The 23,677-nt window shown below is 35.4% G+C and carries 24 protein-coding genes; 6 read left to right on the top strand and 18 right to left on the bottom strand.

The annotated features are described in order from the left end of the window. Window positions 1-79 precede the first annotated feature (79 nt). The 3 genes from BMX24_RS12290 to BMX24_RS12280 all read left to right on the top strand — a co-directional run bounded on the left by BMX24_RS12290 (window position 80) and on the right by BMX24_RS12280 (window position 2,458). Window positions 80-817 carry a carboxypeptidase-like regulatory domain-containing protein gene (locus BMX24_RS12290; protein WP_089794666.1) on the top strand — a complete coding sequence of 246 codons (738 nt, stop codon included), beginning with the start codon at window positions 80-82 and terminating at the stop codon, window positions 815-817. 17 nt (window positions 818-834) lie between these two features. Next, window positions 835-1,626 carry a carboxypeptidase regulatory-like domain-containing protein gene (locus tag BMX24_RS12285; protein WP_228404836.1) on the top strand — a complete coding sequence of 264 codons (792 nt, stop codon included), beginning with the start codon at window positions 835-837 and terminating at the stop codon, window positions 1,624-1,626. A gap of 97 nt (window positions 1,627-1,723) precedes the next feature. Then, entirely contained in the window at window positions 1,724-2,458 is a 735-nt protein-coding gene (locus BMX24_RS12280) for an SIMPL domain-containing protein (protein ID WP_089793131.1), read from the top strand. A gap of 137 nt (window positions 2,459-2,595) precedes the next feature. Here BMX24_RS12280 and BMX24_RS12275 read toward each other — a convergent pair whose 3' ends face one another. From BMX24_RS12275 to BMX24_RS12255, 5 genes are read right to left on the bottom strand one after another with little or no spacing between them, the layout of a single operon-like run. After that, window positions 2,596-3,108, bottom strand: coding sequence for a GNAT family N-acetyltransferase (locus BMX24_RS12275; protein WP_089793129.1), 513 nt, complete (start codon window positions 3,106-3,108; stop codon window positions 2,596-2,598). 2 nt (window positions 3,109-3,110) lie between these two features. Further along, a complete protein-coding gene (locus BMX24_RS12270; RefSeq protein WP_089793127.1) occupies window positions 3,111-3,332 on the bottom strand; it encodes a PspC family transcriptional regulator in 222 nt (73 codons plus the stop codon). Further along, entirely contained in the window at window positions 3,325-4,599 is a 1,275-nt protein-coding gene (locus tag BMX24_RS12265; protein WP_089793125.1) for a DUF2851 family protein, read from the bottom strand. Before BMX24_RS12265 ends, BMX24_RS12270 begins: the two co-directional genes overlap by 8 nt. A gap of 27 nt (window positions 4,600-4,626) precedes the next feature. Beyond that, a complete protein-coding gene (bshA, locus tag BMX24_RS12260; RefSeq protein WP_089793124.1) occupies window positions 4,627-5,775 on the bottom strand; it encodes an N-acetyl-alpha-D-glucosaminyl L-malate synthase BshA in 1,149 nt (382 codons plus the stop codon). A 4-nt stretch (window positions 5,776-5,779) separates the two neighbouring features. Next, window positions 5,780-7,516: a glycoside hydrolase family 3 protein gene (locus tag BMX24_RS12255; protein WP_089793121.1), complete on the bottom strand. Its 1,737-nt coding sequence runs from the start codon at window positions 7,514-7,516 to the stop codon at window positions 5,780-5,782. 113 nt (window positions 7,517-7,629) lie between these two features. Here BMX24_RS12255 and BMX24_RS12250 point away from each other — a divergent pair, with 113 nt between their 5' ends. Next, on the top strand, window positions 7,630-8,136 hold the full coding sequence (locus BMX24_RS12250; RefSeq protein ID WP_089793119.1) for a hypothetical protein: 507 nt from the start codon (window positions 7,630-7,632) through the stop codon (window positions 8,134-8,136). Between the two features lie 67 nt (window positions 8,137-8,203). On the opposite strand, the gene BMX24_RS12245 is transcribed toward BMX24_RS12250, so the two are convergent. The 9 genes from BMX24_RS12245 to BMX24_RS12205 form a co-directional block, all read right to left on the bottom strand. Further along, window positions 8,204-9,181, bottom strand: coding sequence for a hypothetical protein (locus BMX24_RS12245; protein WP_089793116.1), 978 nt, complete (start codon window positions 9,179-9,181; stop codon window positions 8,204-8,206). Between the two features lie 149 nt (window positions 9,182-9,330). After that, a complete protein-coding gene (gene ribA / locus BMX24_RS12240; protein WP_089793115.1) occupies window positions 9,331-9,927 on the bottom strand; it encodes a GTP cyclohydrolase II in 597 nt (198 codons plus the stop codon). An 18-nt stretch (window positions 9,928-9,945) separates the two neighbouring features. Continuing rightward, window positions 9,946-10,404 (bottom strand): hypothetical protein, encoded by a 459-nt coding sequence (locus BMX24_RS12235; RefSeq protein WP_089793113.1) that lies wholly within the window; start codon window positions 10,402-10,404, stop codon window positions 9,946-9,948. Beyond that, window positions 10,401-11,015, bottom strand: coding sequence for a DUF4254 domain-containing protein (locus BMX24_RS12230; RefSeq protein WP_089793110.1), 615 nt, complete (start codon window positions 11,013-11,015; stop codon window positions 10,401-10,403). Before BMX24_RS12230 ends, BMX24_RS12235 begins: the two co-directional genes overlap by 4 nt. A 17-nt stretch (window positions 11,016-11,032) precedes the next feature. Next, entirely contained in the window at window positions 11,033-11,242 is a 210-nt protein-coding gene (locus tag BMX24_RS12225) for a twin-arginine translocase TatA/TatE family subunit (protein ID WP_089793108.1), read from the bottom strand. Window positions 11,243-11,271: 29 nt separating this feature from the next. Further along, window positions 11,272-12,834, bottom strand: coding sequence for a peptidoglycan DD-metalloendopeptidase family protein (locus BMX24_RS12220; RefSeq protein ID WP_089793106.1), 1,563 nt, complete (start codon window positions 12,832-12,834; stop codon window positions 11,272-11,274). Then, window positions 12,831-13,679, bottom strand: coding sequence for a lipoprotein insertase outer membrane protein LolB1 (locus BMX24_RS12215; protein ID WP_089793104.1), 849 nt, complete (start codon window positions 13,677-13,679; stop codon window positions 12,831-12,833). The genes BMX24_RS12220 and BMX24_RS12215 overlap by 4 nt, the downstream gene beginning before the upstream one ends. A gap of 115 nt (window positions 13,680-13,794) precedes the next feature. Next, window positions 13,795-14,811, bottom strand: a complete 1,017-nt coding sequence (locus BMX24_RS12210; protein ID WP_089793102.1) for a sugar phosphate nucleotidyltransferase — start codon at window positions 14,809-14,811, stop codon at window positions 13,795-13,797. A gap of 146 nt (window positions 14,812-14,957) precedes the next feature. Further along, window positions 14,958-16,379 (bottom strand): lipopolysaccharide biosynthesis protein, encoded by a 1,422-nt coding sequence (locus BMX24_RS12205; RefSeq protein ID WP_089793100.1) that lies wholly within the window; start codon window positions 16,377-16,379, stop codon window positions 14,958-14,960. A gap of 148 nt (window positions 16,380-16,527) precedes the next feature. Here BMX24_RS12205 and BMX24_RS12200 point away from each other — a divergent pair, with 148 nt between their 5' ends. Continuing rightward, entirely contained in the window at window positions 16,528-17,865 is a 1,338-nt protein-coding gene (locus BMX24_RS12200; protein ID WP_089793098.1) for a dihydroorotase, read from the top strand. Between the two features lie 160 nt (window positions 17,866-18,025). Here the strand turns inward: BMX24_RS12200 and BMX24_RS12195 are convergent, their stop codons facing one another. Continuing rightward, a complete protein-coding gene (locus BMX24_RS12195; RefSeq protein ID WP_089793096.1) occupies window positions 18,026-18,922 on the bottom strand; it encodes a helix-turn-helix domain-containing protein in 897 nt (298 codons plus the stop codon). Window positions 18,923-19,118: 196 nt separating this feature from the next. Next, window positions 19,119-20,126 carry an aldo/keto reductase gene (locus BMX24_RS12190; RefSeq protein ID WP_089793094.1) on the bottom strand — a complete coding sequence of 336 codons (1,008 nt, stop codon included), beginning with the start codon at window positions 20,124-20,126 and terminating at the stop codon, window positions 19,119-19,121. A 14-nt stretch (window positions 20,127-20,140) separates the two neighbouring features. Between BMX24_RS12190 and BMX24_RS21205 the strand changes: the two genes are divergently transcribed. Further along, a complete protein-coding gene (locus tag BMX24_RS21205) occupies window positions 20,141-20,359 on the top strand; it encodes a hypothetical protein (RefSeq protein WP_170835706.1) in 219 nt (72 codons plus the stop codon). A 34-nt stretch (window positions 20,360-20,393) separates the two neighbouring features. On the opposite strand, the gene BMX24_RS12180 is transcribed toward BMX24_RS21205, so the two are convergent. Both BMX24_RS12180 and BMX24_RS12175 read right to left on the bottom strand, forming a co-directional pair. Beyond that, window positions 20,394-22,691 carry a GH92 family glycosyl hydrolase gene (locus BMX24_RS12180; protein WP_089793089.1) on the bottom strand — a complete coding sequence of 766 codons (2,298 nt, stop codon included), beginning with the start codon at window positions 22,689-22,691 and terminating at the stop codon, window positions 20,394-20,396. Between the two features lie 295 nt (window positions 22,692-22,986). Then, window positions 22,987-23,667 carry a response regulator transcription factor gene (locus tag BMX24_RS12175; RefSeq protein WP_089793087.1) on the bottom strand — a complete coding sequence of 227 codons (681 nt, stop codon included), beginning with the start codon at window positions 23,665-23,667 and terminating at the stop codon, window positions 22,987-22,989. Window positions 23,668-23,677: the final 10 nt, after the last annotated feature.

Here is a 23,677-nt window from a genome sequence, read left to right as displayed (position 1 = left end):
TCCTAAAACACGTTAACTGTGGTTAAACTTATGGTATAATTTAAAAATAACTTTAGTTTTGCTTTATAAAAAACAGCCCGTGAAACTTAAACTATTCTTTTGTTTATTTACCTTATTTTTCATCAATATTAATGCCCAGGATTATATTTTCGGGAAAATTACTTCTGAAGATAAAACTGAAATTCCCGACGTTACAGTCATCAATATCCGGACGGATGAAAGGGTTTTGACCAATCGTGACGGACATTTTATGATTTCCGGAAGAGCGGGTGATGAATTACGTTTTGTGAAACCGGGTTTTGAACGAGCCAATGAAAAGGTGACGAAAGAAAATATCGCTTCGCCGATTAATGTAACGTTAATAAGAACAGCCATTCTCATCGCTGAAGTTGAAATCAAAAAGGGCGTGACGGGAGATATTAAAATAGATTCTAAAAACCTGAATCCTCCCAGGAAAGTACAAAAGCTGAAAAGCGATCTGGGAAAATATATGGCTCAAAAGTCTGATCCGCGAGTTTTGGCCGCAAGACCCGGAGAATTTGTACAACCGGTTACGAAAGGTGTTTTTTCATTTGGAAAAATTAAAGATAAATGGGACGATGTCGACTTGATGAGTTATATTCAAACGGCTTTGGGGGATAAATTTTTCGAAGATTTAAAGATCGATAAGCCGCAGATTCAGCATTTTATACTTTATATTTTCAGAACGGGCTTCGAAAGAAAAACCATCCTGAAATACGGTTACTGCAGTGAAGCCGACCTGAACAGATTCAAAAGTGCTGTCTTAAACAGAATTTCTTCCTATAAAACGCCGTAAGTTTAAAATAATTTCTGATGAAAAATCAAATTATTAAAAATTTGTACATGGTTTTTTGCTTCATCTTTGCTAATTTTTTTTCGCAGCAAACGGTGACGGGAAAGATTTCGGATGACAATGGTTTTGATTTGGGCGCTGTTACGGTGATTAATGTTTCTTCTGATAAAAAAGTTCTCACCAACGCTTCCGGAGAATTTTCTATTGAAGCGTCTGCCAATGATGAAATAAGATTTATAAAAACCAACTATGAAAGGGCTTCATTAAGAGTCCTTAAAAATGGATATAATCCTTTTCTGTTCATTACAATGATCAAAATTCCGCAGGAAATTGAGGAGGTAGAGCTTCAGAAAATTACGGGAGATTTATCGAAAGATTCAAGAGCTGTAGCCAAAGTAGATAAAGGGAAAATAGTTCAGGATGCGGTCGGGCTTCCACAGCCGGTCGGCAAAATGCGTGAAAAACCTGCGGAAGTAAAAGAAGTATTGCTACCCATGTTGCTGGGAAGTCTGAACGTTCAGGGAGTGTATGATCTGATCAGCGGAAAGGCAAGAAGGCAGAAACGGCAGTATCGGTATGATGATTTGCAGGACGATATTTCCTGGATCAGAAATAGGGTAGAAGACGAATATTTTACCAAAGAAGGAATTCCTAAAGAGAGAATTTCCGAGTTTATTGAATTTTCATTTTTAACAAAACCACAGGTGAGAACGTTTGTAAAAGCCAAGAATCTAGCGGGAGCCTTGCTTCGGCTAGAGGAAACAATACCGTTGTATGTTGAAAGATTAAAGAAAAGCAAGCTTGAAAAATAAATGTTAAAAAAATCTTAAAATTTTGGAATGAGAATTGATGTAATAATTTGAAATAATATCAGTTTTAAAATTATAATAATCAAATTCACAAAGTTTTATGAATAAAAATATCATCGCCATTGCCATTGCTGCAATTGGATTTATTATCGGTCTCGGACTTCTCGGAAGTGCGATAAAAAACAGGAACAAATCTGAAAATACGATTTCTGTGACGGGTTTGGGAACCAAGCAATTTACTTCCGATTTAATTACCTGGTCGGGAAGTTTTTCTAAAAATAATATTGATTTAAAGGCGGCTTACGATGAATTGGCGTTAGACCGGAGAATTATTAATGATTATTTGCTATCAAAAGGAATTAAGCAAGGTGAAATTGTTTTTTCTTCCGTAGATATTCAAAAACAATTCAGAAATTATACGGATTCAAACGGCAATAATGTTCAGGGTGAATTTTCAGGATACGATCTCACGCAAAAAGTTTCCATTGAAAGTAAAGAAGTTGCGAAAATTGAAAATCTTTCCAGAAATATCACGGAAATTATCAATCGCGGAATCGAATTTACATCCTCTTCCCCGAATTATTTTTACACCAAATTAGCAACCGTAAAGCAGGAAATGATCGCCGCCGCCACAAAAGATGCCAAAGCACGCGCCGAAAAAATCGCAGAAAATTCTGGAAGCAGTCTGGGAAATCTGAAAAAAGCGACAATGGGTATCATTCAGATTACCGCTCCGAATTCCAATGAAGATTATTCATACGGGGGAACTTTCAATACTTCTTCCAAAGAAAAAGAAGCGAGCATTACGATAAAATTGGAATATGAAGTGAATTAATTTTTCTCCCACGGATTACACAGATTTGCACAGATGATTGAGCATAATTTTTAATTTAATATACATAACGTTTGTGCAAATCTGTGTAATCCGTGGGAAAACAAAAAATCCAAAGTATTACACTTAGGATTTATATTTTAATGATAAACGACATCATAGATTTCATCTTTTACATCCTGCAGATTTTCAGGGATATAATTGGCGAGTAGCCATAAATCCAGTGACTTTTTATCTTTTCCATAGCTGGGCTGCACGTACATTTCATCAATTAAATTGAATCCGTTTCGCTGATAAAAAGCATACCTCCTTTTGGCATCATCTCCCAAATGATCTGGTTCGATTTCTAAAATAATTCTGGGATAATTTTCGAATAAATAGTTGGTAATGTAAGATCCCAATTTTTGATTTCTATATTCGGCAAACACTTCAAAATGTTCTACGAAAGTATAATTGCTGAGTTCCCAAAGGATCAGATAGCCAATGTTTTTTGACTCATGTAAAACGGAAATTATTTTAACTTTTGCATTCGAAAAAAGAGCAATAAATTCCTCCCAATCTCTGCGTTCATCTTCCGGAAAGGTAGACGAGTAGGAGCTGAAGATTTCTTTTATTCTGTAATCTTCCAATGAGTCGATCTGTAAAAATTCCATAGCTATAAATCAAAAACGTTGGGTCTTCTGGTGATAAAAATATCTTTCACCCAAAGTGTAAATGCCAGTCCGAGATAGATTAAAAAGAAAAAACCTGCCGTAGCAAAAGTAGAGTAGATGAAGAAAACCCTGAGCTTGGATACAGGAATTCCCAGCTTAGTGCCCGTTCTTGTAAGAACACCAAACCATTCTCTTTCCATTTTATGTCGGATATTGTCAAACATTTGAAGATTCTTTTAAAATTTTAAATCCAATACTGCAATTTAAGCAATTTTTTTCTTCACAGGAATTTTTAAAATGATAAATCAGACTTTGACTTTCCAATGCGGTTTTTATTTTTAATCCTGTTTTTTTCCAGTCATTGATTACTGAATTTTTTTCACCTGGAATATTTTTATAAAAGTTTAAAATTTCACCGGCAATTTCCTCGTTGTGATATCTATGATAGGTATATTTTAAAGGTAAAATGGTGTTTAAAATAATTAATTCAATAAAATCTTTGCTTAAAGTTTTTGGTTGATCAACTGTTGAAGTTTTCCCGAAATTAAAACGATGATCCCAATATTCCGAAGCTTTTATAGTGTTGAATATTTCAAATAATTCACCGGAATTTTTAGCATTGATAATTTTTGAAAACAAATTCTGATGCTGATGATACAAATTGGCAAGCTGGGACAAACGGATGGTCGGAAAATTCGGAGGTCTTAATCTTAAAAACTTCGGATGAAATTTTAAATCGGAAATTAAAAATTTAGCTTTAATAAAATCAAACTCGCGTTTCCATATTTTCATTTGTTCGTCTTCCGGATTTTCCAGCCAGCCAGAAATACCGAATAATAGGGCTTCGAGCTGAGTTTCATTTTGTCTGATTTTGTTAATGATCGTAAAATCGATACTTTCTGCAATTTGTTTAAAGATAAATGCATTCACCTTCAAACCAAAAGAATAGGCAAGATTGTGAAATAAGACCGCTTCAAAATTATTTTTAAACTGTTCTAAACTTTTTTCGATATCTGAAGATTTTTCTTCCAGCTTTTTCAGCACATTTTCTTCATGAAAATTGAAAGGAATTTGATCAGAACTGATGATGTTTTCGCAGGGAATGAATTGATTTCCGCTGACCAGTTTTTCGTATTTCCAGAGAATATTTTCCTCGATATAATTCTTCAGTTCCAGTGTCGGAATATGGTTGCTTTTGAATTCGTGAATATCAATATCATTCTGAAAAACAACATGAAGAATGATGTTTTGGTAATTGGGATCCTGAGAATGATTGTGAAAAATCCAGTCGGAAGATTTTACATGAAGTTCGATGTTTCCGGCGAAAATAATGTTGTTGATTTTAATTTTTGCCGTCAGAAAATCCGGGCCGGAATCGGTATTCCATTTTCCGAAATCTAATATTTCAACGGGATTTCCTTCAATATCCTTGAAGTCAAAATGTTTGAAAACCTTAAAGTTCCAAAGATATTGAAGTAATTTTTCCGTCATGAGTGCAACGCAAATATAGCAGAAGTGCTACACTTTTGTCAACTCTTTTTTAAAATTTTCGATCGTTGTTCTATACATTTCCTCGTATATAGGAAGAATGTTTTTCAAATCGAATTTTATCGCTTGTTCTTTCGCGTTTTTCTTCATTTTGGTTAAAAGCTCCTCATTGCTCAATAATTTAATGCAATAATTGCTCATCGCTTCCACGTTCCCGATTTCAGCCAAAAATCCGGTTTCACCTTGGATATTCACCTCAGGAATTCCGCCCGCGTTCGAGCTGATCACCGGAGTGTTTGCAGCCATCGCTTCCAATGCCGCCAAACCGAAACTTTCCTGCTCAGAAGGCAATAAAAATACATCGGAAAGCTGAAGAATTCGGTACAGGTCATTTACTTTTCCAAGCAAACGAATTTTGGAAATCAAATCAGGATTTTCTTCTAAAAACTGATTAACTTTCTCCATATCAGGACCTTCGCCAATAATGATTAATTTTGATTTTACCTTTTTCTCCACATTTTTAAAAATCTGCAAAACTTCATCCACACGTTTTACCGGACGTAAATTGGAAACGTGGATTAAAATTTTCTCATCAGGATTGGCAAATTGTGTTCTTTGGCATTCATTACATTCATCAAATTCCGAATTGTCAATGAAATTGGTAATCACCTGAATTTCTTTTTTAATTTTAAAGAACTGTAAGGTGTCTCTTTTTAAGCTTTCAGAAACCGAAGTGATCGCATCGGATTGATTAATAGAGAATTCCACCGCATGTTTGTAACTCGGATGCTGACCCACCAACGTAATATCCGTTCCGTGAAGCGTTGTGACCAAAGGAATATCGTTGTTATCTTCCTTCAACATCTGTTTTGCCGTAAAAGCTGCGTAAGCGTAAGGGATCGCATAATGCGCGTGAAGCAAATCCAGCTTGTAAAGATTGACAACACGATAAATCATCGAGCTTAATGCAATGTCATAAGGTTGGTACTGGAACAGCGGATACGTCTGAACATTCACCCTGTGAAAGAAAATATTCGGATTGGTGATATCTAACCTAGCCGGAAGAGCCGAGCTGATGAAATGAACCTCATAGCCTTTGTTGGCGAGGGACATTCCCAGTTCTGTTGCTACGATTCCGCTTCCTCCGTATGTTGGATAGCAAAGTATGCCTATTTTCATTAGTTTATTGTTGTTTTGATGTTGTAAATATTGTTGAATTCACACCTGTAGAAGCAGTTTGTGGGTTGAAATCCATTCCCATTCCTGCTTTTAATTTATCATTGACCAGGACAGGAAGTCTGCCCCAGATTTTTGTTTTTCCGTTTAAAGCGTTGGCTGTTGCCGTCATCGAATCGTCATTGTTTTCATAGGAAACAAGAACCGTTGAGACTTTTGAAATATCAATGTCCTTCAATGCGTAAGCACTTCCGAAAACATTAAGGATAACATTTTGATTATTCGTTAAATCGGCTAACACTTTTTTAGATTCCGCTGAAATTTTATAGGGTTTGTAAGCTGTTGAATTGTCTTTGTGAAAACCTACAATCACAGTAGAATTGGCTGGAATTGTATTAATTTCATCAGCTTTTTTAATGATGACATTTGATCCTAATTGATTAGCAAAAGTTTGATACGGTGCTTCTTCCAAAGGAACATAATAGACTTGTTTTCCCGTTAATGGAAGTAATTTTTTCTCGTCTTTTAATAAAGTCAATGCGTTTGAATATAAATTTTGAACTAAAACTTTATGAGAATCATTATTTAAATCTGTATTTATATTTTCAGGATTTTTCGGAGTGTATTGATATAACCCAAGGAAATATTTTGTCAGAAGAATCTTTTTCACACTTTCCTCCACTCTTGATTGGGGAATTTCTCCGTTATCAATAGCTTTTTGAATTAATTTTTTACCGTTTGCAACACCCTGAGAAAATAGCATGATATCATTTCCAGCCTTGAAAGCCATCGCGTCGAGCTCTCCCGGTTTGTATTTGTTGGCTACAGCACCCATATTTAGGGCATCTGTGATGATTAAACCTTTATAGCCTAATTTATCTTTCAATAAACCTGTAATAATATTCTTAGAAACCGAAGCGGGAATTCCTTTTCCAGATTCCAAAGCAGGGACATATAAATGCGCAACCATCACTCCACCGATTCCTTTATTCATCAATGCTTTGAATGGTGCTAATTCTATATTATTCAATCTTTCCGAGTTATGGGAAACAACAGGCAGATCAAGGTGAGAATCGGTACTCGTATCGCCGTGTCCCGGGAAATGTTTGATCGCTGCAAGTATATTATTATCCTGAAGACCGTTTGAATAGGCTAGTGCGGAACTGATAACATTATTCACTTCAGAACCAAAGCTTCTGTTTCCAATGATTGGATTGTTTGGGTTGGTATTGACGTCAACAACCGGTGCAAAATCCCAATTGATACCCATTCTGTGACAGTCTTCCGCGATTTTGGCAGACATCTGCTCGATTAATTTTTTATCCTGAATGGCTCCCAAGGTCATTGCCCAAGGAAATTTATGAGCCGTCGCAATTCTTTGGAATAATCCCCATTCTGCATCCATTCCGATCATTAAAGGGATTTTTGATTTTTGCTGAAATTCATTTACCAAAGTAATTTCTCTTGCCGCATCATCCTGCATCAGGATCAAACCTCCGATTTTATCATTAAGAACTATATTCCTTACATTGTTGATTTCGTTTTCACCTTTGTTTGTGTAAAGGGCAACAATAAAGAGCTGTCCCAGTTTTTCATCTTGTGAAAGGGTTTTATATGTTTTATCAACCCATTGATGAGCCTTTTTTAAATCTTCTTTAGACATGTTTTTAGGCTGATATTGAGCTGTAATTTTAGAGCTTAGAAATAAGAAAATAAAGAGCGAAGTATAAACCAGTTTCTTCATAATTTTTGAATAAGAACAAAAATACAATTAAAAAAACGATGAAAACAAAGTTTTTGAAATTTTTGGTATATGATTTGAATACGCTTTATAAATAATAACTAAACTTTTATAAAATGAAAAAATTTCTTCCAATTTTATTATTAGCTTTCGTAAGCTTATTTATATTCAGCTGTGATGATAATGATAATGTAGTAGGAGATGGGGATACTTATTCTCAGATGAGAGATGTTACAGGGAATTTTACTAATGCAAATTCTTATGCATTTACCCAGGGTATTAATATTGAATCTACAGATGTAGTTTTGGTATACAGATATTTAGGAGATTCTTGGCAATTGATTCCTAAAATGATGTATTTATCAGGCAACAGAGAATTTCAATATAACTTTGTTTTTGATAGTCAGAATGTACAAATTAGAATTGATGATGAAAATTTTGATTTGACGACATTGAGCGCTAGTGAAGCAAATCAATATTTAAATAATCAAAAATTTAGAATTGTATTGGTTCCCGCAAGTGCAAATAAAAATGCAAGTGTAAATTATGAAGACTATAATAGCGTTATTAAGTATTATAATCTTGATGATTCTAAGGTAATCAACATTAAGGCTACCAAATAATTAGTATATCTTTTCAGTTTTTTATAATTACAAAAAAGCTCCAGAATTAATCCTGGAGCTTTATTTTTTATGGACAACGCCTAAATCCAGGACAAGGATTATTATTTATTGGTGGAGGTGGGGCTATATAATATGAAGCATCAAAAGGCTTTTGTACTATTTTAATATTCCGAATATCTAACCAAAAATAACTTTCAGGAACATATGAAGGGTTCCTTCCATTGCTAATCTCAGGTAAAAATTTAATTAACATTGCCTGCTTATTTTCTTTTGTAGAAAAATAAAATGTAAAAGTTTTCTCTTCATGTGCCCATTCTGTGGATTTCTCAGCTTTTTGTTTTCTAGTGTAATTTGGTGGTGCTAAAAATTGTGATGGTACTACAGGTGTATTTGAACAAGGATCATTGCCTGGTATTACTGGGGTTTCTACTAACTGTAAGTCAATTGTAGGAAAAGCTTCACTTTTATCTATATCATATTGGTCAGCAATTGGAGTATTGCCTAGCCCACTGGGACTTTTGATGACCTTAATATAATCGGTTAGTCGAGTACTTAAAGTAATTTCATATGTAACGTTTGCTTGAAAAGGGAATTCTATTGATATTGCATTTGAACGTTCACTGTTTGCTAATTCAGTATGTCCTCCATTGATGATTTCTTTCGGTTTGTTCTTAGCCTCAAGTTTAACACCTCTCCAAGGATTCCCTCTCATTGCAGATGCCCTCATGGGTTTTCCATATCCTCTTATTAAATAACCATTTTGATCTACTGGGTTTGGACCATAACATGCGGTAGAAGTATAAGTTGAACCATTAGGACTTATCATATACTCAAATGAGCAACCACTGCCCTCATTAATTATCCCTTTTTCAAAGGATAAATCCATTACAACATTATCAAAGCTTTTATTGCTAACTAATGCTTGATTAGATTTTAATGCTTTTTCCGCAGTTATTGGGTCTTCATTTTGTTCATTAACAATATCATTAGTTACACAACTTGTTAATAATAGCACTGATAACAATGCAAATAATTTTTTATTCATAAATATTATATGTTTTCGTGTGCAAAAGTAGTGATTAAAAAAATAAATATCCCTCTGTTAGTGAATTATTCATCAAAAAGAGTATTTGAGTTTTTTATTTACTAAAAAACAAAACTCTAATAGAATTTTCTATTAGAGTTTTGTTTTATTTAATTGTCATTATCATCGAGTAAATGACCAAAATAATCTTTCTTTGTCTGTAAGTAGCCTTTACTGATCTCGTTGGCAGGAATCTGTAAAGGAATCCTGGAGTTGAGATGGATATTGCTTTCTTTTACATATTTTACCTTTTCAGGATTGTTGGTAAGCAGGTTGATGTCTTTTACATCCAATAGATTTAAAATCTCAATTGCTACTCCAAAGTTTCTGTCATCTGCAGGTAGTCCGAGTTCCAGATTCGCTGCTACAGTATCAAATCCTTTTTCCTGTAAAGAGTATGCTTTTAATTTATTAATGATCCCTATATTTCTTCCTTCCTGTCGAAGGTAAATAATGATCCCTCCATTTTCATGGATATATTTCATTGCAGCGTCGAGTTGCTGCCCACATTCACATTTTTTTGAATGGAAAACTTCTCCGGTGATACACTCTGAGTGGAAACGCACATTTACAGGTTTTGAGAAGTCTGTATGCTCTGCGATAATGGCCATGTGAGGCATCCAATCATTTTCGTTTTCGGAGAAAGCAATCATTCGGAAAGTACCGTGTTCCGTAGGAACGTTGGCTTCCGCCTGAATTTTAATCATTAATGTCCTATTAGTTTTTTAATTTCTTTTTATAGAATCTTCAATGGCAGAAATATTGGTTTTTAATCTTACCAAATATCTGTTAAGAACTTCATTATCATCTTTATTGAGATTTTCTCTCAGCTTCTGAATTTTTTTGTAAGACTTTTCAAAATTCTTAATCGCTCTGTTTTTCCCCGAAGCATTGTTGGCATCGATTGCATACAAATAGTTCTGCAAACTATACTTTAATGAGGTAATCTCGTCATTTAATGCAGTGTTTTTAAACTGAGGAAAAGTAGCGATAAGATTAGAGATTTCCGATGCATTTACATTATCCTTTACATTGATCTCAATATTGTTTTTTGCCCCCCTGTCGGAATCAGAACCTTTCGTTTCACTATAGAAACTAGTAGACAACGGAGAAAAATTCGGTTTTTCCGTTGCACAAGATGATGTTATAATTGTTAATACTCCAAAAAAAAGTAATCGTTTCATTTCTGTTGCCCCTTTTGATAAAGGATTGGGTTAAGACTTTCATCGTTGTACATTTTCATTTGTTTGTACACCTTCATCTTAACGTCACCGTTTTCAATATCAGTAAGCAACTGATTTATAGAAGTTGAAAGATCCTCCTGCTGGGTAAGAAGAACGTCTAATTTTGCCTGGCAATTAGCCCTGTGTTCTTCAGAAGCGGATTCTCTATTGGCCTCTAACGACATGTGATAAACCTTTAATGCAAGAATTGACAACCTATCTACCGCCCATGCGATAGTTTCAGTATTGATTTTTGCGTCGGGTTTAGGAGTTATATTTTCAAACTTATTAAGAAACCAACTGTCGATAAACTCCACCATATCAGTTCTATGCTGATTGGAGGCATCTATTCTTCTTTTAAGGAGAAGAGCTTCAGCTGGATCAATATTTTCATCTCTAATAATATCTTCCAAATGCCATTGAACGGTATCAATCCAGTTCTTTGCATACAAAATCCGTTCCAAAGTGTTTTTTTCGAAAGGGTTATTAATTAGAGTGTTAACGTCATCAGACACGTGATAATCTTCAATACTCTGGTTGAAGACTTTCCATGCGGTCTCAGTAAAATTCATTGATGTTAAAAGAATTTTTAGTTGCTAGAAGAATTATTATTATTCGTTGTTTTGTTTTCAGAACCGGGTTTATCCTCTTCTTTTACAGCATCTTTAAATTCTTTAATACCAGAACCTACACCTCTCATCAATTCAGGAATTTTTTTACCTCCGAAAAGTAATACCAGAATTAATGCTACGATTAAAATATGTTGCCAAGATAAGGCAAGTATTGTTAAAGTATTCATTTCTAAATTTTTTGCAAAGTTAATCTTTTTTAATAAGAAACCCAACCTAAAGGATCAACTGGTGTGGTTCCGTTCCATACCTGAAAATCAAGCGTATAAGATCCGTCAAAATCCTGTCCCACAACGCCAACGGGAGTTCCTGCGGAAACTTGCTGGCCTTTGGAAACATTTACACTTCCCAGGTTGGAATAAATGGTAAAATAATTACCATGCTTCAGCATAACGGTTTTGGTACCGTCGCTGTTGGCCAATACAGATGAAACAGTTCCCGGAAATACAGATTTTGCTCGCGTACCGGAAGGAACGGAAATTTTAATTCCATTGTTTTCTTCCATAATATTTTTGAATACCGGGTGCGGCTGTCTTCCGAAACGATGGGTAATTTGTCCTTTATCTACTGGGAACCCCATTCTGCCTCTGTTTTCGGCGAAATTGCTTCCTGCTACGGTAGATACTCCAAAATTGGTCATTGCTTTGGTTTCTGCCGCTTTTTTGTCGTCGTCTTTTTTCTTCGCCAATGCGGCTTCGGCAGCTTTGGCAGCAACTACTTTATCAGCTGCTTCTTTTGCTCTTGCTGCAGCTTCGTCAGATGCTTTTTTCGCAGCGATTTTTCTTGCTTCGTCTCTAGCTGTAGCTTCCGCTTTTGCGGCATCCAGGCTTCGTTTTCTTTCTTCTTCGGCTCTTTTTGCTGCCAGTTCTGCTGTTTTTCTGGCTTCAGCTTCGGCGGCTAGTCTTTCTTTTTCCAGCGCTTCAGCTCTTGCTTTATTTTCAGCTTCAATTCTGGCTTTTTCTCTTTCTGCAGCAATTTTTGCTAAACGGATTTTTTCAGCTTCTGCTTTTTTTCTGGCTTCTTCTTCCGCTTTTGCTATTCTTATTTCTTCTGCAATGATGGCTCTGATCTGGCCTTCCAATGCTTTAGACTGTGTTTGTTTTTGTCTTAATTCTGCCGTTAATTTGCTTTCATTTTTCTTAAAATCTGCTACCAGCTGTTCTTTTTGAGCTCTTTCAGCATTAATGGTAACTAAATCCTTTTGCTGGCTCACCAAAAGATTGGCTTTTTCTTTTACAGAATTTTGTCGCTGCGTAATGGTTCTTTTAATCTGTGCTGCGGCATCGGTAATTTCAGCGGCTTTTTTGTCCTGATAATCAGAATATTGTTTTAGATACTGAACTCTTCGAATGGCTTCACCCAGATTTTTTGCAGAAAGAATGAAGGTTACTTTATTTTGTACCCCTTTATTTTTATAAGCATTGACCAAAACTTTAGCATAATTATCTCTAAGAACCTTCAGTTCTCTGTTTTGGCGGTTGATTTCCAGCTGACGAAGATAAATTTCGTCTTCGATGAAACGCTTTTCCTTTTGGGTATTATTGTAAACCTTCTCGCGTAACATTAATTTCTTATTAACATTATCTAGATAAGCAACGGAAAGTTTAGATTCGCTTCTGGTTTTCGCTAAATCTGTATTTATTTGTGCAATTTGTTTTTTAAGTTCGGCATTTTGTTTTTGCAGTTGTTCTTTTTTTCCACCTTGCCCGTAGTAGAGTCCGAACAGCAAAATACCAATTAAAAAGCTAAATTTTTTAATCATTTAATCTCAATTTTCTTGTAACTAGATGGCACAGAATAGGGTGTTTCCATCCTCGAAAAGTCAAATTTCGTATTTTCCATTAAAATTTGACTGCTTTTTGAACCTTTTATAATTATTTTAACATTTTTCGGAAGGCGGATTCCATTGATTTCTTCCCAATTGCTGTAAGACACTTCAAGCTCATCGGGAGACAAAACATCCTTTAAATTAACACTTAATAAATCATAATTTGTATCATAATTCAGAACGATTTTATATTCTCTCGTTTTTTCGTCTGTTACGATCTTTTGGTTGACATTAGATGCCATTTTAAAGCCCTGTGCATTTCTTGTGAGGGTAAACTGCGAATCGTTGATCTTTACAAAAGTCCTTCCCATCAGAATTTTTTCTAAAGATTTATAATCGATGAAATTGACATTCAGTAGATTATTAAGATAATCAAAATCTGAATCAATATACGTTTTGCTGGTTTTATCCTGGCCTTTAATTCCTTCCGGAGTAGCGATTCCTCGGGCAACATTGATGATGAACGCCTGAAGATTCATCCACACTTTTTTATCCTTTTCAATATAAATGGTGGCATCCAGCGTTGGGATAAAGCTCCCCGTTTCTACATTCACCTTACTATTGATCTTGATCTGCTCAAATTGTGGCGGTACCAAGACGTGTTCATAAAAGGTAAGTTTGTCGCTCACTGGTTCGTTGGCGTCTTTCGGGCTGTTGTCGTTTTCTAGTACGAATGTGCTGTCAATTTTAACATTATTATTTCTCTTTTTTGCAGCATTTCTTGTTTTACAAGAGGTTACGACAAAAAGCAATAGTAATATTACGATCCAGTTTTTCATGTATTTACCTTTTTCAATTTTAAAAAAATACGTTGCAATATTAACGCCAAACCACACAAAACATTTTGTGTGGCCTGGATATGCTTTATTTAAGTTAAATATTTTCTAATCTAAATTATTTAGACAAAAAATCCAAAACTGAATAATCTCCCAAAGAAATTTCCCTTGCAACGCCGAAATACTGGGCAGAATTTCCGATCATTGAGTTGGAAAGATTTCCATGATTGATTCTTGTATTTTCCTGAATAAGAGAGTTTTCGATGTTTGAATTTACAATAATCGTATTGTTTCCCAAAGAAACTCCAGGGCCTACTTTTGAGTTGGAGATTTTCACATTTTCCCCGATAAAACAAGGCTGAATGATCAAAGAGTTTTCGATAACTGCAGAAGCCGGGAAATTCAGCATTGCTTCTCTTTCATACTCAAGGATTTTGCTGTTGGTTTCTACGGTTGCGTTTTTGTTTCCGCAGTCCATCCAGTCGTTTACTTTTCCGAGTGTGAATTTTGCTCCTTTTGCTCTAAGGTTTTCCAATGCGGTAGTTAATTGATATTCGCCGCCGTTTTTAATATCATTATCCATGATATAATTGATCTCGTCCATCAATTTTTCGGCACTGTTGAAATAATAAATCCCGATAATGGCAAGATCTGAAACGAAAGTCTGAGGTTTTTCAACAAAATCTGTAATAAAACCGTAGTTATCCAATTTTACAACTCCGAAAGCGGAAGGATCTTCCACGCTTTTTACCCAGATTACCCCGTCTGAGTTTTTATCTAACACAAAATCTGCACGGAAAAGTGTGTCTGCAAAAGCGATCACTACATCTCCGCTCATCGATTGCTCTGCACATTTGATCGCGTGAGCCGTTCCCAACGGATCGTTCTGATAATAAATGCTGCCTTTTGCTCCTAGTTTTTCAGCGATCTGAATAAGAGATTTTTCAATCTCCGGACCAAAATCCCCGATGATAAAAGCTACTTCTTCGATTTTTTCCCCTGCAACTTTAGCAATATCTTCTACCAATCTCTGTACGATCGGTTTTCCTGCGATAGGAATAAGAGGTTTTGGAACTGTAAGTGTATGTGGACGTAATCTGGAACCACGCCCAGCCATAGGAACAATAATTTTCATAAATTATATAAGTATGTTTTAGTAAGTTTTAAAAAATAAAGTTAAAGATAATAATTAAAACCATTCATAATAGTAATATTTATCATCTTTAAATATTTGTTTACATTAAAAAATAGAATTGATGATTAGCAAAATTAAGACCAATTTTAATTCTTTTTAATTCTTGACAGAAGCATGTTTTTTTCGGAATAAATTAAAATCCCTGCGTAGACTAAGAAAAGTAAGTTTCCGACCCATAGATTATAATCAAAAAACTCAACAATTGCATAGCTGAAAACTGCTAAAAGTACGATGAAAAACGAAATTTTCTTCATCCTGTAAGGGATCGGATAGTATTTTTGACCCAACCAATAAGAAAGAACCATCATCGAAAAATAGGCCGCCAAAGTCACCCATGCAGAAACCATGAAACCGTATGTTTTTAACAATGCGAAATTTAAAATAATTGTAATGATAGCGCCGGTCCAGGAAATATAAGTTCCTATTCTCGTTCTGTCGGTCACTTTATACCATGTCGACAGATTGTAATAAATACCAAAAAATAAATTGGCAATCACGATAATCGGAATAATATTAATGGCAACCCAGTAAGAACTGTTCGGTACCAAAAGAAGCTTTAGCCATGAAACATTCGCAATAATCCCCAACGCAACGATCGAAGCAAAAAACGAAAAATATTCCGTTACTTTTGCATAGGTGTTTTTTGCGTTTTCATTTTGCATCTGTTTAAAGAAAAACGGCTCGATTCCCATTCGATACGCGGTCACGAAGAGCGTCATTAAAACTGCCATTTTATAACAACCCCCGTAAGCTCCGGCATCACCGTCATTAATAATGAATTTTTGAATGAATTTATCAAAATTTTCATTGACCATAAATGCCAAACCTGCAATCATAATCGGCCAGGAATATTTGATCATCTGAAGAAAAAGATCTTTCGAAAATTGCAGCTTTACTTTTAAAATAATGGGTAAAACCAACAAAACACCTAAAAAACTTGCAGCCAAATTGCTATAAAAAGGATATGATACTTTTTCTTTCAATCCCAGTTTCAGAGAAAACTCCTGTGGAATAAAAAGAAATAATGCAAATACAAAAACACTTTGAAAAACAGCTTGTGTTACTCGTATCGCCGTATATTTTATAGGTCTGTTGTGAAATCTGAACCAAGCTAAAGGAATAACAAGAATATTATCAAAAAATGCAATCCATGCAAACCATCTGATGAATTCAGGGGTTTGTGAATATCCGAAAGTATCAGCTATCGGTTGGTTAAATAATAAAACTAAAATTAAAAAAACAGTTGATAATCCTGTCAAAAACCAAAAAGATGTATTAAAAACTTTTTGTTCATTATCCTTATCTGAAGAAAATCTGAAATAAGCCGTTTCGAAGCCGAAAGAAAGAACAATATTGACAAACGAAATCAGTGCATAAAGATTGGTGAAAATTGCAAAATCACCTACATTGATATTTTTAATAAACAAATAATTAAGCAATACGACGATGATTCTCGGCATAATCGCCCCAATTCCATATATAATAGTCTCGTTGAGAAGTTTCTTCAAAATGTGATATTTTTCTGCAAATGTAAATATTTAGAAATTGATTTTTTATTCGTGACATTAAAATTCATTCATAAACCTTAATTTTGCCCTAAATGAAAATTAACCGGAATCTCGGAACACGAAACTGGTATCAAAATCTAAAGTAAAAATGAAGACCTTAATCAAAAATGTAAAAATCGTCAACGAAGGAAAGATCGTTGAAGGCGATATTTTAATTGAAAATGATTTAATTTCTAAAATAGATTCAAATATTTCTGAAGAAGCCGACCAGATTATCGACGGTGCCGGAAAATATCTTTTGCCGGGCGTGATTGATGATCAGGTACATTTCCGTGAACCGGGCTTAACGCATAAAGGCGATATTGAAACAGAATCAAGAGCTGCCATTGCCGGCGGAACAACAAGTTTTATCGACCAGCCAAACACCGTTCCGAATGCGGTAACGCAGGAATTATTAGCTGATAAATACGAAATTGCTTCTCAAAAAGCCTACGCCAATTACGGTTTTATGATGGGCGGAACCAATGATAATCTGGAAGAAGTTTTAAAGACCAATCCAAGAAATGTTCCCGGAATTAAATTATTTCTAGGTTCTTCCACAGGAAATATGTTGGTCGACAATCCTGAAACGCTGGAAAATATTTTCAGCAATACAAAAATGCTGATAGCCGTTCATTGCGAAGATGAAGCAACAATTAAAGCCAATACTCAAAAATATATCGATGAATATGGTGAAGATATTCCTGTGAAATTCCACCACCTGATCAGAAGTGAGGAGGCCTGTTATAAATCTTCTTCAAAGGCGATTGAATTAGCGGAAAAAACTGGTGCAAGGCTTCATGTTTTCCATTTGTCAACGGCAAAGGAAACGGCACTTTTCAGAAATGATATTCCTTTAAAGGATAAAAAGATCACGGCAGAAGTTTGTGTTCATCACCTGACTTTCACGAATGAGGATTACGAAACAAAAGGAGGATTAATCAAGTGGAATCCCGCTGTAAAAACGCAAAAAGATAAAGACGGACTTTGGGAAGCGTTGTTGGACGACAGAATCGATGTGATTGCAACGGATCACGCACCTCACACCTGGGATGAAAAGCAGAATGTATATACAAAATGTCCTTCCGGAGCGCCTTTGGTTCAGCATTCGCTGGTGGTGATGCTTGAAAATTACAAAAACGGAAAAATCTCTTTAGAAAAAATCGTTGAAAAAATGGCTCACAATCCTGCGATTCTTTTCAGGGTTGAAAAAAGAGGTTTTGTAAGAGAAGGTTACAAGGCAGATTTAGTTTTAGTTGATTTAAATGAAAACTGGACGGTTGCCAAAGAAAACATCCTTTACAAATGCGGTTGGAGCCCGTTGGAAGGCATGAATTTCCATTCTAAAGTGACCCACACATTTGTCAACGGAAATCTGGTTTATGATAACGGTAAAATTAATGAACAGAAATTCGGAGAGCGTTTGCTTTTTGAAGTTCAGAAATAAAAATATCAATAGGAGCGGGCTTTAGCCCGCTTTTTTAATTTGAAATGTCAAATTGGCTTTAGCCAAAACATAATTTTCTCTCGCAGATCAAGCAGAGATTTTTAAACATAATCATCTGTGAAAACCTGAGAAATCTGTGGGAGATAATTAAAGAAGAAAATCAATTAAAAGACTGCCTGAATTCCAAAGGCGACATATTCGTTTTCTTCTTAAACAGCGTACTGAAAGACTGTGAATGCTCAAATCCCAATTCATAAGCAATCTCACTCACCGAAAGTTCCGTCGTCGAAAGCTTCTCTTTTGCCTTACTAATAAGCTTTTCATGAATATGCTGTTGCGTATTTTGCCCGGTATGAATTCTCAAAAGATCACTTAAATAATTCGGAGAAAGATTCATCGCTTCTGCAATTTGATGAACTGTTAAAAGCCCTTTTTCAGATGATTCTGTATTAAAATAATCATTCAAAAAAGATTCAAATTTCGTTAAAAGCTGATGGCTTCCACTTTTTCGGGTAATGAACTGTCTCTCGTAGAAACGTTTAGAATAATTCAACAATAATTCAATCTGCGACAAAATAATTTCCTGCGTATGATGGTCGATATGTTGGCATTCTTTATCTATTTTATGCAAAATTTCAAGCAGGTCATTCTCTTCATCCTCAGATAAATGCAGCGCTTCATTCACGGAATAGGAGAAAAATCCGTAAGAAGAAATCGTCTTTGCTAAAGAATGTTTAAGTAAAAAATCTTCATGAAAAATTAAAAGATAGCCGGTATTCTCACAATCCATCGTCTGCAAATCCAAGTACTGAACCTGATTAGGTGCCGTAAAGCTCAAAACACCTTTGTCGTAATCATAATGCTGCTGTCCGTATTTTATTTTTCCTTTCGCATTCCGTTTCAGAGCGACACAATAATACCTGCTCACAAAACCTTTCCAGACATCATCTTCAATGAAAACACTTTCATAAAGGTTGATTACACTTACCATCGGATGTTTCGGCTCTGGAAGAGAAAGCAGTTTGTGAAATGCAGAAATAGATTGTATCGTGTTCATGATTTTTTTTAATTTTTTATTTTATGGCGCCTTTTTCCGTCTGAATTTATCCTGAGATTGTCGAAGGACTCTGCTTTTTTGCTTCGCAAAAAGAGCTCCGTTCAAGCCGGGGCGTAATCGTATTCCTTCATAAAACCTAACAGGTTTCAAAAACCCGTTAGGTTTGAATTAATTTTTAAACAATTAAAGTTACAAATTAATAATCCAAAAGTCCCATTCCAAATTCATCATACGTTGCACCGGTATCTGTTCCCAGCGGTACAATGCTTTCCAGTTTTTGAAGCTCGGCTTCACTTAAGACAATTTTACTTGCTTCAATATTTTGCTCAACATATTTTCTGCGTTTAGTCCCCGGAATCGGTACGATCCCTTTACTGATGATCCAAGCTAGAGCCAATTGAGAAGAAGTGATATTTTTTTCTTTAGCCATATTTTCAATGGCGTCTACCAACTCAATATTTTTATAAAAATGTTGCTCCTGAAAACGAGGAATCCCTCTTCGGAAATCATTTTCCGGCAAATCATCAATCGTGCGGATCTGTCCCGATAAAAATCCTCTTCCCAATGGAGAGTATGCAACAAAGCCAATTCCTAATTCATTTAGTGTTTTGATAACACCTTTTTCTTCAACTGTTCTCTCAAAAAGAGAATATTCACTTTGTACTGCAGAAATCGGATGAACGGCATGCGCTCTTTTTACCGTTTCAGAAGACACTTCCGACAAACCGATATAACCGATTTTTCCTTCTTTCACCAAGTCACTCATCGCTCCGACGGTCTCTTCAACAGGAACATTTTTATCCAGACGATGCATATAATACAGATCAATATAATCTGTTCTCAGATTTTTTAAGGAACGTTCAATCGATTTTTTTACATAATCTTTAGTTCCGTTAATTTTCCAAGTGATTTGTTCATTATCGTCAATTTCCCAACCAAATTTTGTGGCAATGATATATTGATCACGATTTCCTTCAATAGCTTTTGCAATCAATTGTTCATTTTTGAAAGGCCCGTACAAATCTGCGGTGTCTAGAAAATTTCCACCCAATTCCAAAGAGCGATGAATGGTTGCGATAGCTTCTTTTTCGTCAGCTTTCCCATAAGTATCCATATCGCCAAAACCAGTCATTCCCATACATCCCAAACCGATATTCGGGATGATTAAACCCTGACTTCCTAATTTTACCTGATTCAATTTCATATTGTTAAATTTTATTGATACAAAATTCAGCAGAAATTAGAAACCGGATGTATGCAAAACCATGGTTGTCGTATGCAAATTACGGATTGTGGTTTTCAACATTAATTATCAATAAAAAAGATCTGCACAATCTGCACAATCAGCGAGAAATAAAAAATGTCATTCCCAAAAAATCTCAACAAAGTAAAGCCAACTTTAGATTCTTTCAGAATGACAAATTTATGGATAACTAATTGTGAAAATTAGTGTAGTTTGTGTTTAAACAAATCATTTTTTAGACTTCGCACTCATATAAAAGCTCAATTTCCCGCCATTCGTAATATCAGAATGTTTCAACGTAAAGTTTTTAATTTCTTTTCCATTGAGAATAATTTTTTCAACATACACATTCTTCGGGCTTTGATTGATCGCTTCAATTTCAAATGTTTTTCCGTTTTCTAAATTCAAAACAGCATGATCAATTGCCGGACTTCCAATTGCATAATCTTCCGAACCCGGAGCAACAGGATAAAAACCAAGCGAACTCAAAATATACCACGCACTCATCTGTCCTGCATCATCGTTTCCGCCCAATCCATCGGGGGTCGCTTTGTATTGCATTTCCAAAATTCTTCTGATCTGTGCCTGAGTTTTCCAAGGTTGTCCCGCCCAATTGTAAAGGTAAGCAACATGGTGCGCCGGTTCGTTTCCGTGAACGTAGCCTCCAATAATTCCTTCTCTGGTAATATCTTCCGTATCAGCAAAAAACTCATCAGGTAAATGCATCGTGAACAATTCGTCCAGTTTTGAAGCGAATTTTTTCTTTCCACCCATCAATTTGATTAATTCATCCGGGTTTTGTGGAACGAAGAAACTGTAATTCCATGAATTTCCTTCGATGAAGCCTTGTCCGTGAGTACTCAACGCATTAAAATCTTTCTTAAAACTTCCGTCTGCCAAACGAGGACGCATAAATCCGATATTTTTATCAAAATTATTTTTCCAGTTTTCAGAACGTTTGATGAACTGATTATAAATTTCCGTTTCACCCAAATGTTTCGCCAGTTGAGCAATCGCCCAGTCATCGTAAGCATATTCTAACGTATTCGAAACCGAAGTCCCGTTTTTCTCTGCGGGAATATATCCTAAATCTATATATTGTCCAATGCCTTCGTAATCCCTTTTGTTGGCAGTTTCTACACATGCTTTCAATGCTTCTTTTGCATCGCCCTGATAATTTCCTTTAATGATCGCATCGGCAACTACACTTACACTGTGATAGCCGCTCATACACCAATTGTCGTTGGCATAATGTGACCAGATTGGGAGCATTTTCATAGAAAACTGATTGTAGTGAGCCATCATCGATTTCACCATATCACCGTTTCTTTTTGGCTGAATGATATTAAAGAAAGGATGAAGCGCACGATACGTATCCCAAATTGAAAATGTCGTATAATTCGTAAAATCTTCCGCTTTATGAATATTTTGATCTAAACCTTTATATTCTCCATTAACATCCGTATACGTTGTCGGATTGATAAAAGTATGATACATAGCGGTATAAAAGTTTGTTTTCTCTATTTCAGAACCCTTTACAACGATTTTATTTAATTCTTTATTCCAATTTTCCTGCGTTTGCATTTTAACTTGGTCAAAAGATAAATTTCCAGCCTCTTTTTCTAAATTTTCCAGTGCATTGGCTTGGCTTACAGGCGAAATTGCCAATTTTACTTCAATCGCTTCATTTTCATTGGTGTCAAAATCAAAATACATTTTCAGGTTTTTTCCTGCGATTTCCGGGAAGTTTTTTGTCTGGTCAAATTTTCTCCAAAATCCATTATAAACCTGCTTTCCATCATAGTTTTTCTGACCGTAAGATTTAAATGATTTTGAAAATTTCATGGCAAAATAAACGGTTCTCGTTCTTGCCCATCCGTTGGTCTGTCGATATCCTGTAATGGTATTCCCGTTTTCTACGCGAACGTAAGTCCAGACGTTTTTACCGTCATAGTTGTAAATTCCAGCCATCAAATCCAAAATAATATGCGCCTGATCAGACTTTGGGAAAGTATAGCGATGAACTCCGACTCTCGTGGTTGCCGTCAATTCCGCTAAAATATTTGAATCATCCAGTTTTACCTTATAATATCCGGCTTCTGCTTTTTCGTTTTGATGTGAAAATCTGCTTCTGTAGCCACTTTCAGGATTGGTTGCCGTTCCGGGATTCAATTGTAATTTCCCGACAGTCGGCATCACCAAAAAATCCCCCAAATCTGAATGCCCTGTCCCGCTGAAATGGGTCGAACTGAAACCTACGATCGTTCTATCTTCATAGCGGTACCCTGCGCAATATTTATAAACCTCACCGTTATATTTTCCGTTCATTTCATAAGAAATCGTATCGGTTTCCGGGCTGAGTTGTACCGCTCCAAAAGGCGCTGTAGCTCCGGGATAGGTGTGGCCCATTTTTTCTGTCCCGATTAACGGATTGACATATTGGATTAATTTTTCGAATTTTTGAGCTTTAAGATTTAAACTAAAAAATAAAAGAAAGAGAAAAATAGGAGTTCCTGACCTTTTCATGTATGAATATTTTTTCGGAGAGTAAATTTAGATAAAATCAAAGAATAATTGTTTATCCTTTTTATTTGTTTAAAATGATAGTTGAAAGTTTAATGTCTGTTGGAAAATCGCAAAGACGCAAAGGCTATTGATTTTAATACCGTTTTATGACGCAAGGATTTTCCGCGATAAAATTTAGTGTCGTATAATTTGCCGGAGTCATTGTCACACTGAGCTTGTCGAAGTGCTTTGCGTCTTAAAAGCATCATAAGATTAAAAAAATGCGTCTTTGCAATTTCCCAACAAGAAAATTTTATCATTTTTCAGAAAATCGAAACCCAATTCCGTGCAGATTTTCAATGAATACATCTTTTTCATCAGCCAATACTTTTCGTAATCTTGAAATAAATACATCCAGGCTTCGGCCCATAAAATAATCATCATCGCCCCAAATAGCTTTCAAAATGTCCTGTCTTTTGAGAACTGTGTTTTTATTAAGGATAAAATACAATAACAATTCAGATTCTCTTTGAGTAAGGGTGATTGTGTTTTCCGAATCTTTTAAAGTGTAATTTTTTGGGTCAAAATCGTATTTCCCGACTTTGTATTTTGTAGGATTATTATTGGTTTTTTTCGAACGTTTCAAGAAAACTTCAATCTTTAAAATCAGTTCTTCGATACTGAAAGGTTTTACCAAATAATCATCGGCACCTATTTTCAAACCTTTAATTCTATCTTCTTTCAACGCTTTTGCAGAAATAAAAATAATCGGAATTTCAGAATTTTTTTCACGAATGCATTGCGCCAGTTCAAACCCGTTCATTTCAGGCATCATGATATCTAAAAGACAAATGTCGAAGCTTTCGGTATTGAAGGCTTCGAGGGCAGATTTTCCATCGGGATAGAAGGAAATATCATAATAGCTTTCCAGACTGTCCTGAACCAAAAAAGCTATCGTTTTGTCGTCTTCTGCGTATAGAATTTTAGATTTTTCCATGACTTCACAA

It is taken from the genome of Chryseobacterium wanjuense (genome assembly GCF_900111495.1).
Classification (GTDB): domain Bacteria; phylum Bacteroidota; class Bacteroidia; order Flavobacteriales; family Weeksellaceae; genus Chryseobacterium; species Chryseobacterium wanjuense.
The sequence above is the reverse complement of the archived record's forward strand: the minus strand, read 5'-3'. Positions and strand labels throughout refer to the sequence as shown.

Coding starts and splice junctions, on each gene's coding strand:
- BMX24_RS12230 (WP_089793110.1), bottom strand. CDS start 11,015: ATGAATTTTACTGAGACCGCATGGAAAGTCTTCAACCAGAGTATTGAA.
- BMX24_RS12225 (WP_089793108.1), bottom strand. CDS start 11,242: ATGAATACTTTAACAATACTTGCCTTATCTTGGCAACATATTTTAATC.
- BMX24_RS12235 (WP_089793113.1), bottom strand. CDS start 10,404: ATGAAACGATTACTTTTTTTTGGAGTATTAACAATTATAACATCATCT.
- BMX24_RS12200 (WP_089793098.1), top strand. CDS start 16,528: ATGAAGACCTTAATCAAAAATGTAAAAATCGTCAACGAAGGAAAGATC.
- BMX24_RS12245 (WP_089793116.1), bottom strand. CDS start 9,181: ATGAATAAAAAATTATTTGCATTGTTATCAGTGCTATTATTAACAAGT.
- BMX24_RS12180 (WP_089793089.1), bottom strand. CDS start 22,691: ATGAAAAGGTCAGGAACTCCTATTTTTCTCTTTCTTTTATTTTTTAGT.
- BMX24_RS12285 (WP_228404836.1), top strand. CDS start 835: ATGAAAAATCAAATTATTAAAAATTTGTACATGGTTTTTTGCTTCATC.
- bshA (WP_089793124.1), bottom strand. CDS start 5,775: ATGAAAATAGGCATACTTTGCTATCCAACATACGGAGGAAGCGGAATC.
- BMX24_RS12220 (WP_089793106.1), bottom strand. CDS start 12,834: ATGATTAAAAAATTTAGCTTTTTAATTGGTATTTTGCTGTTCGGACTC.
- BMX24_RS12210 (WP_089793102.1), bottom strand. CDS start 14,811: ATGAAAATTATTGTTCCTATGGCTGGGCGTGGTTCCAGATTACGTCCA.
- BMX24_RS12265 (WP_089793125.1), bottom strand. CDS start 4,599: ATGACGGAAAAATTACTTCAATATCTTTGGAACTTTAAGGTTTTCAAA.
- BMX24_RS12250 (WP_089793119.1), top strand. CDS start 7,630: ATGAAAAAATTTCTTCCAATTTTATTATTAGCTTTCGTAAGCTTATTT.
- BMX24_RS12190 (WP_089793094.1), bottom strand. CDS start 20,126: ATGAAATTGAATCAGGTAAAATTAGGAAGTCAGGGTTTAATCATCCCG.
- BMX24_RS12270 (WP_089793127.1), bottom strand. CDS start 3,332: ATGTTTGACAATATCCGACATAAAATGGAAAGAGAATGGTTTGGTGTT.
- BMX24_RS12275 (WP_089793129.1), bottom strand. CDS start 3,108: ATGGAATTTTTACAGATCGACTCATTGGAAGATTACAGAATAAAAGAA.
- BMX24_RS12255 (WP_089793121.1), bottom strand. CDS start 7,516: ATGAAGAAACTGGTTTATACTTCGCTCTTTATTTTCTTATTTCTAAGC.
- BMX24_RS12280 (WP_089793131.1), top strand. CDS start 1,724: ATGAATAAAAATATCATCGCCATTGCCATTGCTGCAATTGGATTTATT.
- BMX24_RS12195 (WP_089793096.1), bottom strand. CDS start 18,922: ATGAACACGATACAATCTATTTCTGCATTTCACAAACTGCTTTCTCTT.
- BMX24_RS12215 (WP_089793104.1), bottom strand. CDS start 13,679: ATGAAAAACTGGATCGTAATATTACTATTGCTTTTTGTCGTAACCTCT.
- BMX24_RS12175 (WP_089793087.1), bottom strand. CDS start 23,667: ATGGAAAAATCTAAAATTCTATACGCAGAAGACGACAAAACGATAGCT.
- ribA (WP_089793115.1), bottom strand. CDS start 9,927: ATGATTAAAATTCAGGCGGAAGCCAACGTTCCTACGGAACACGGTACT.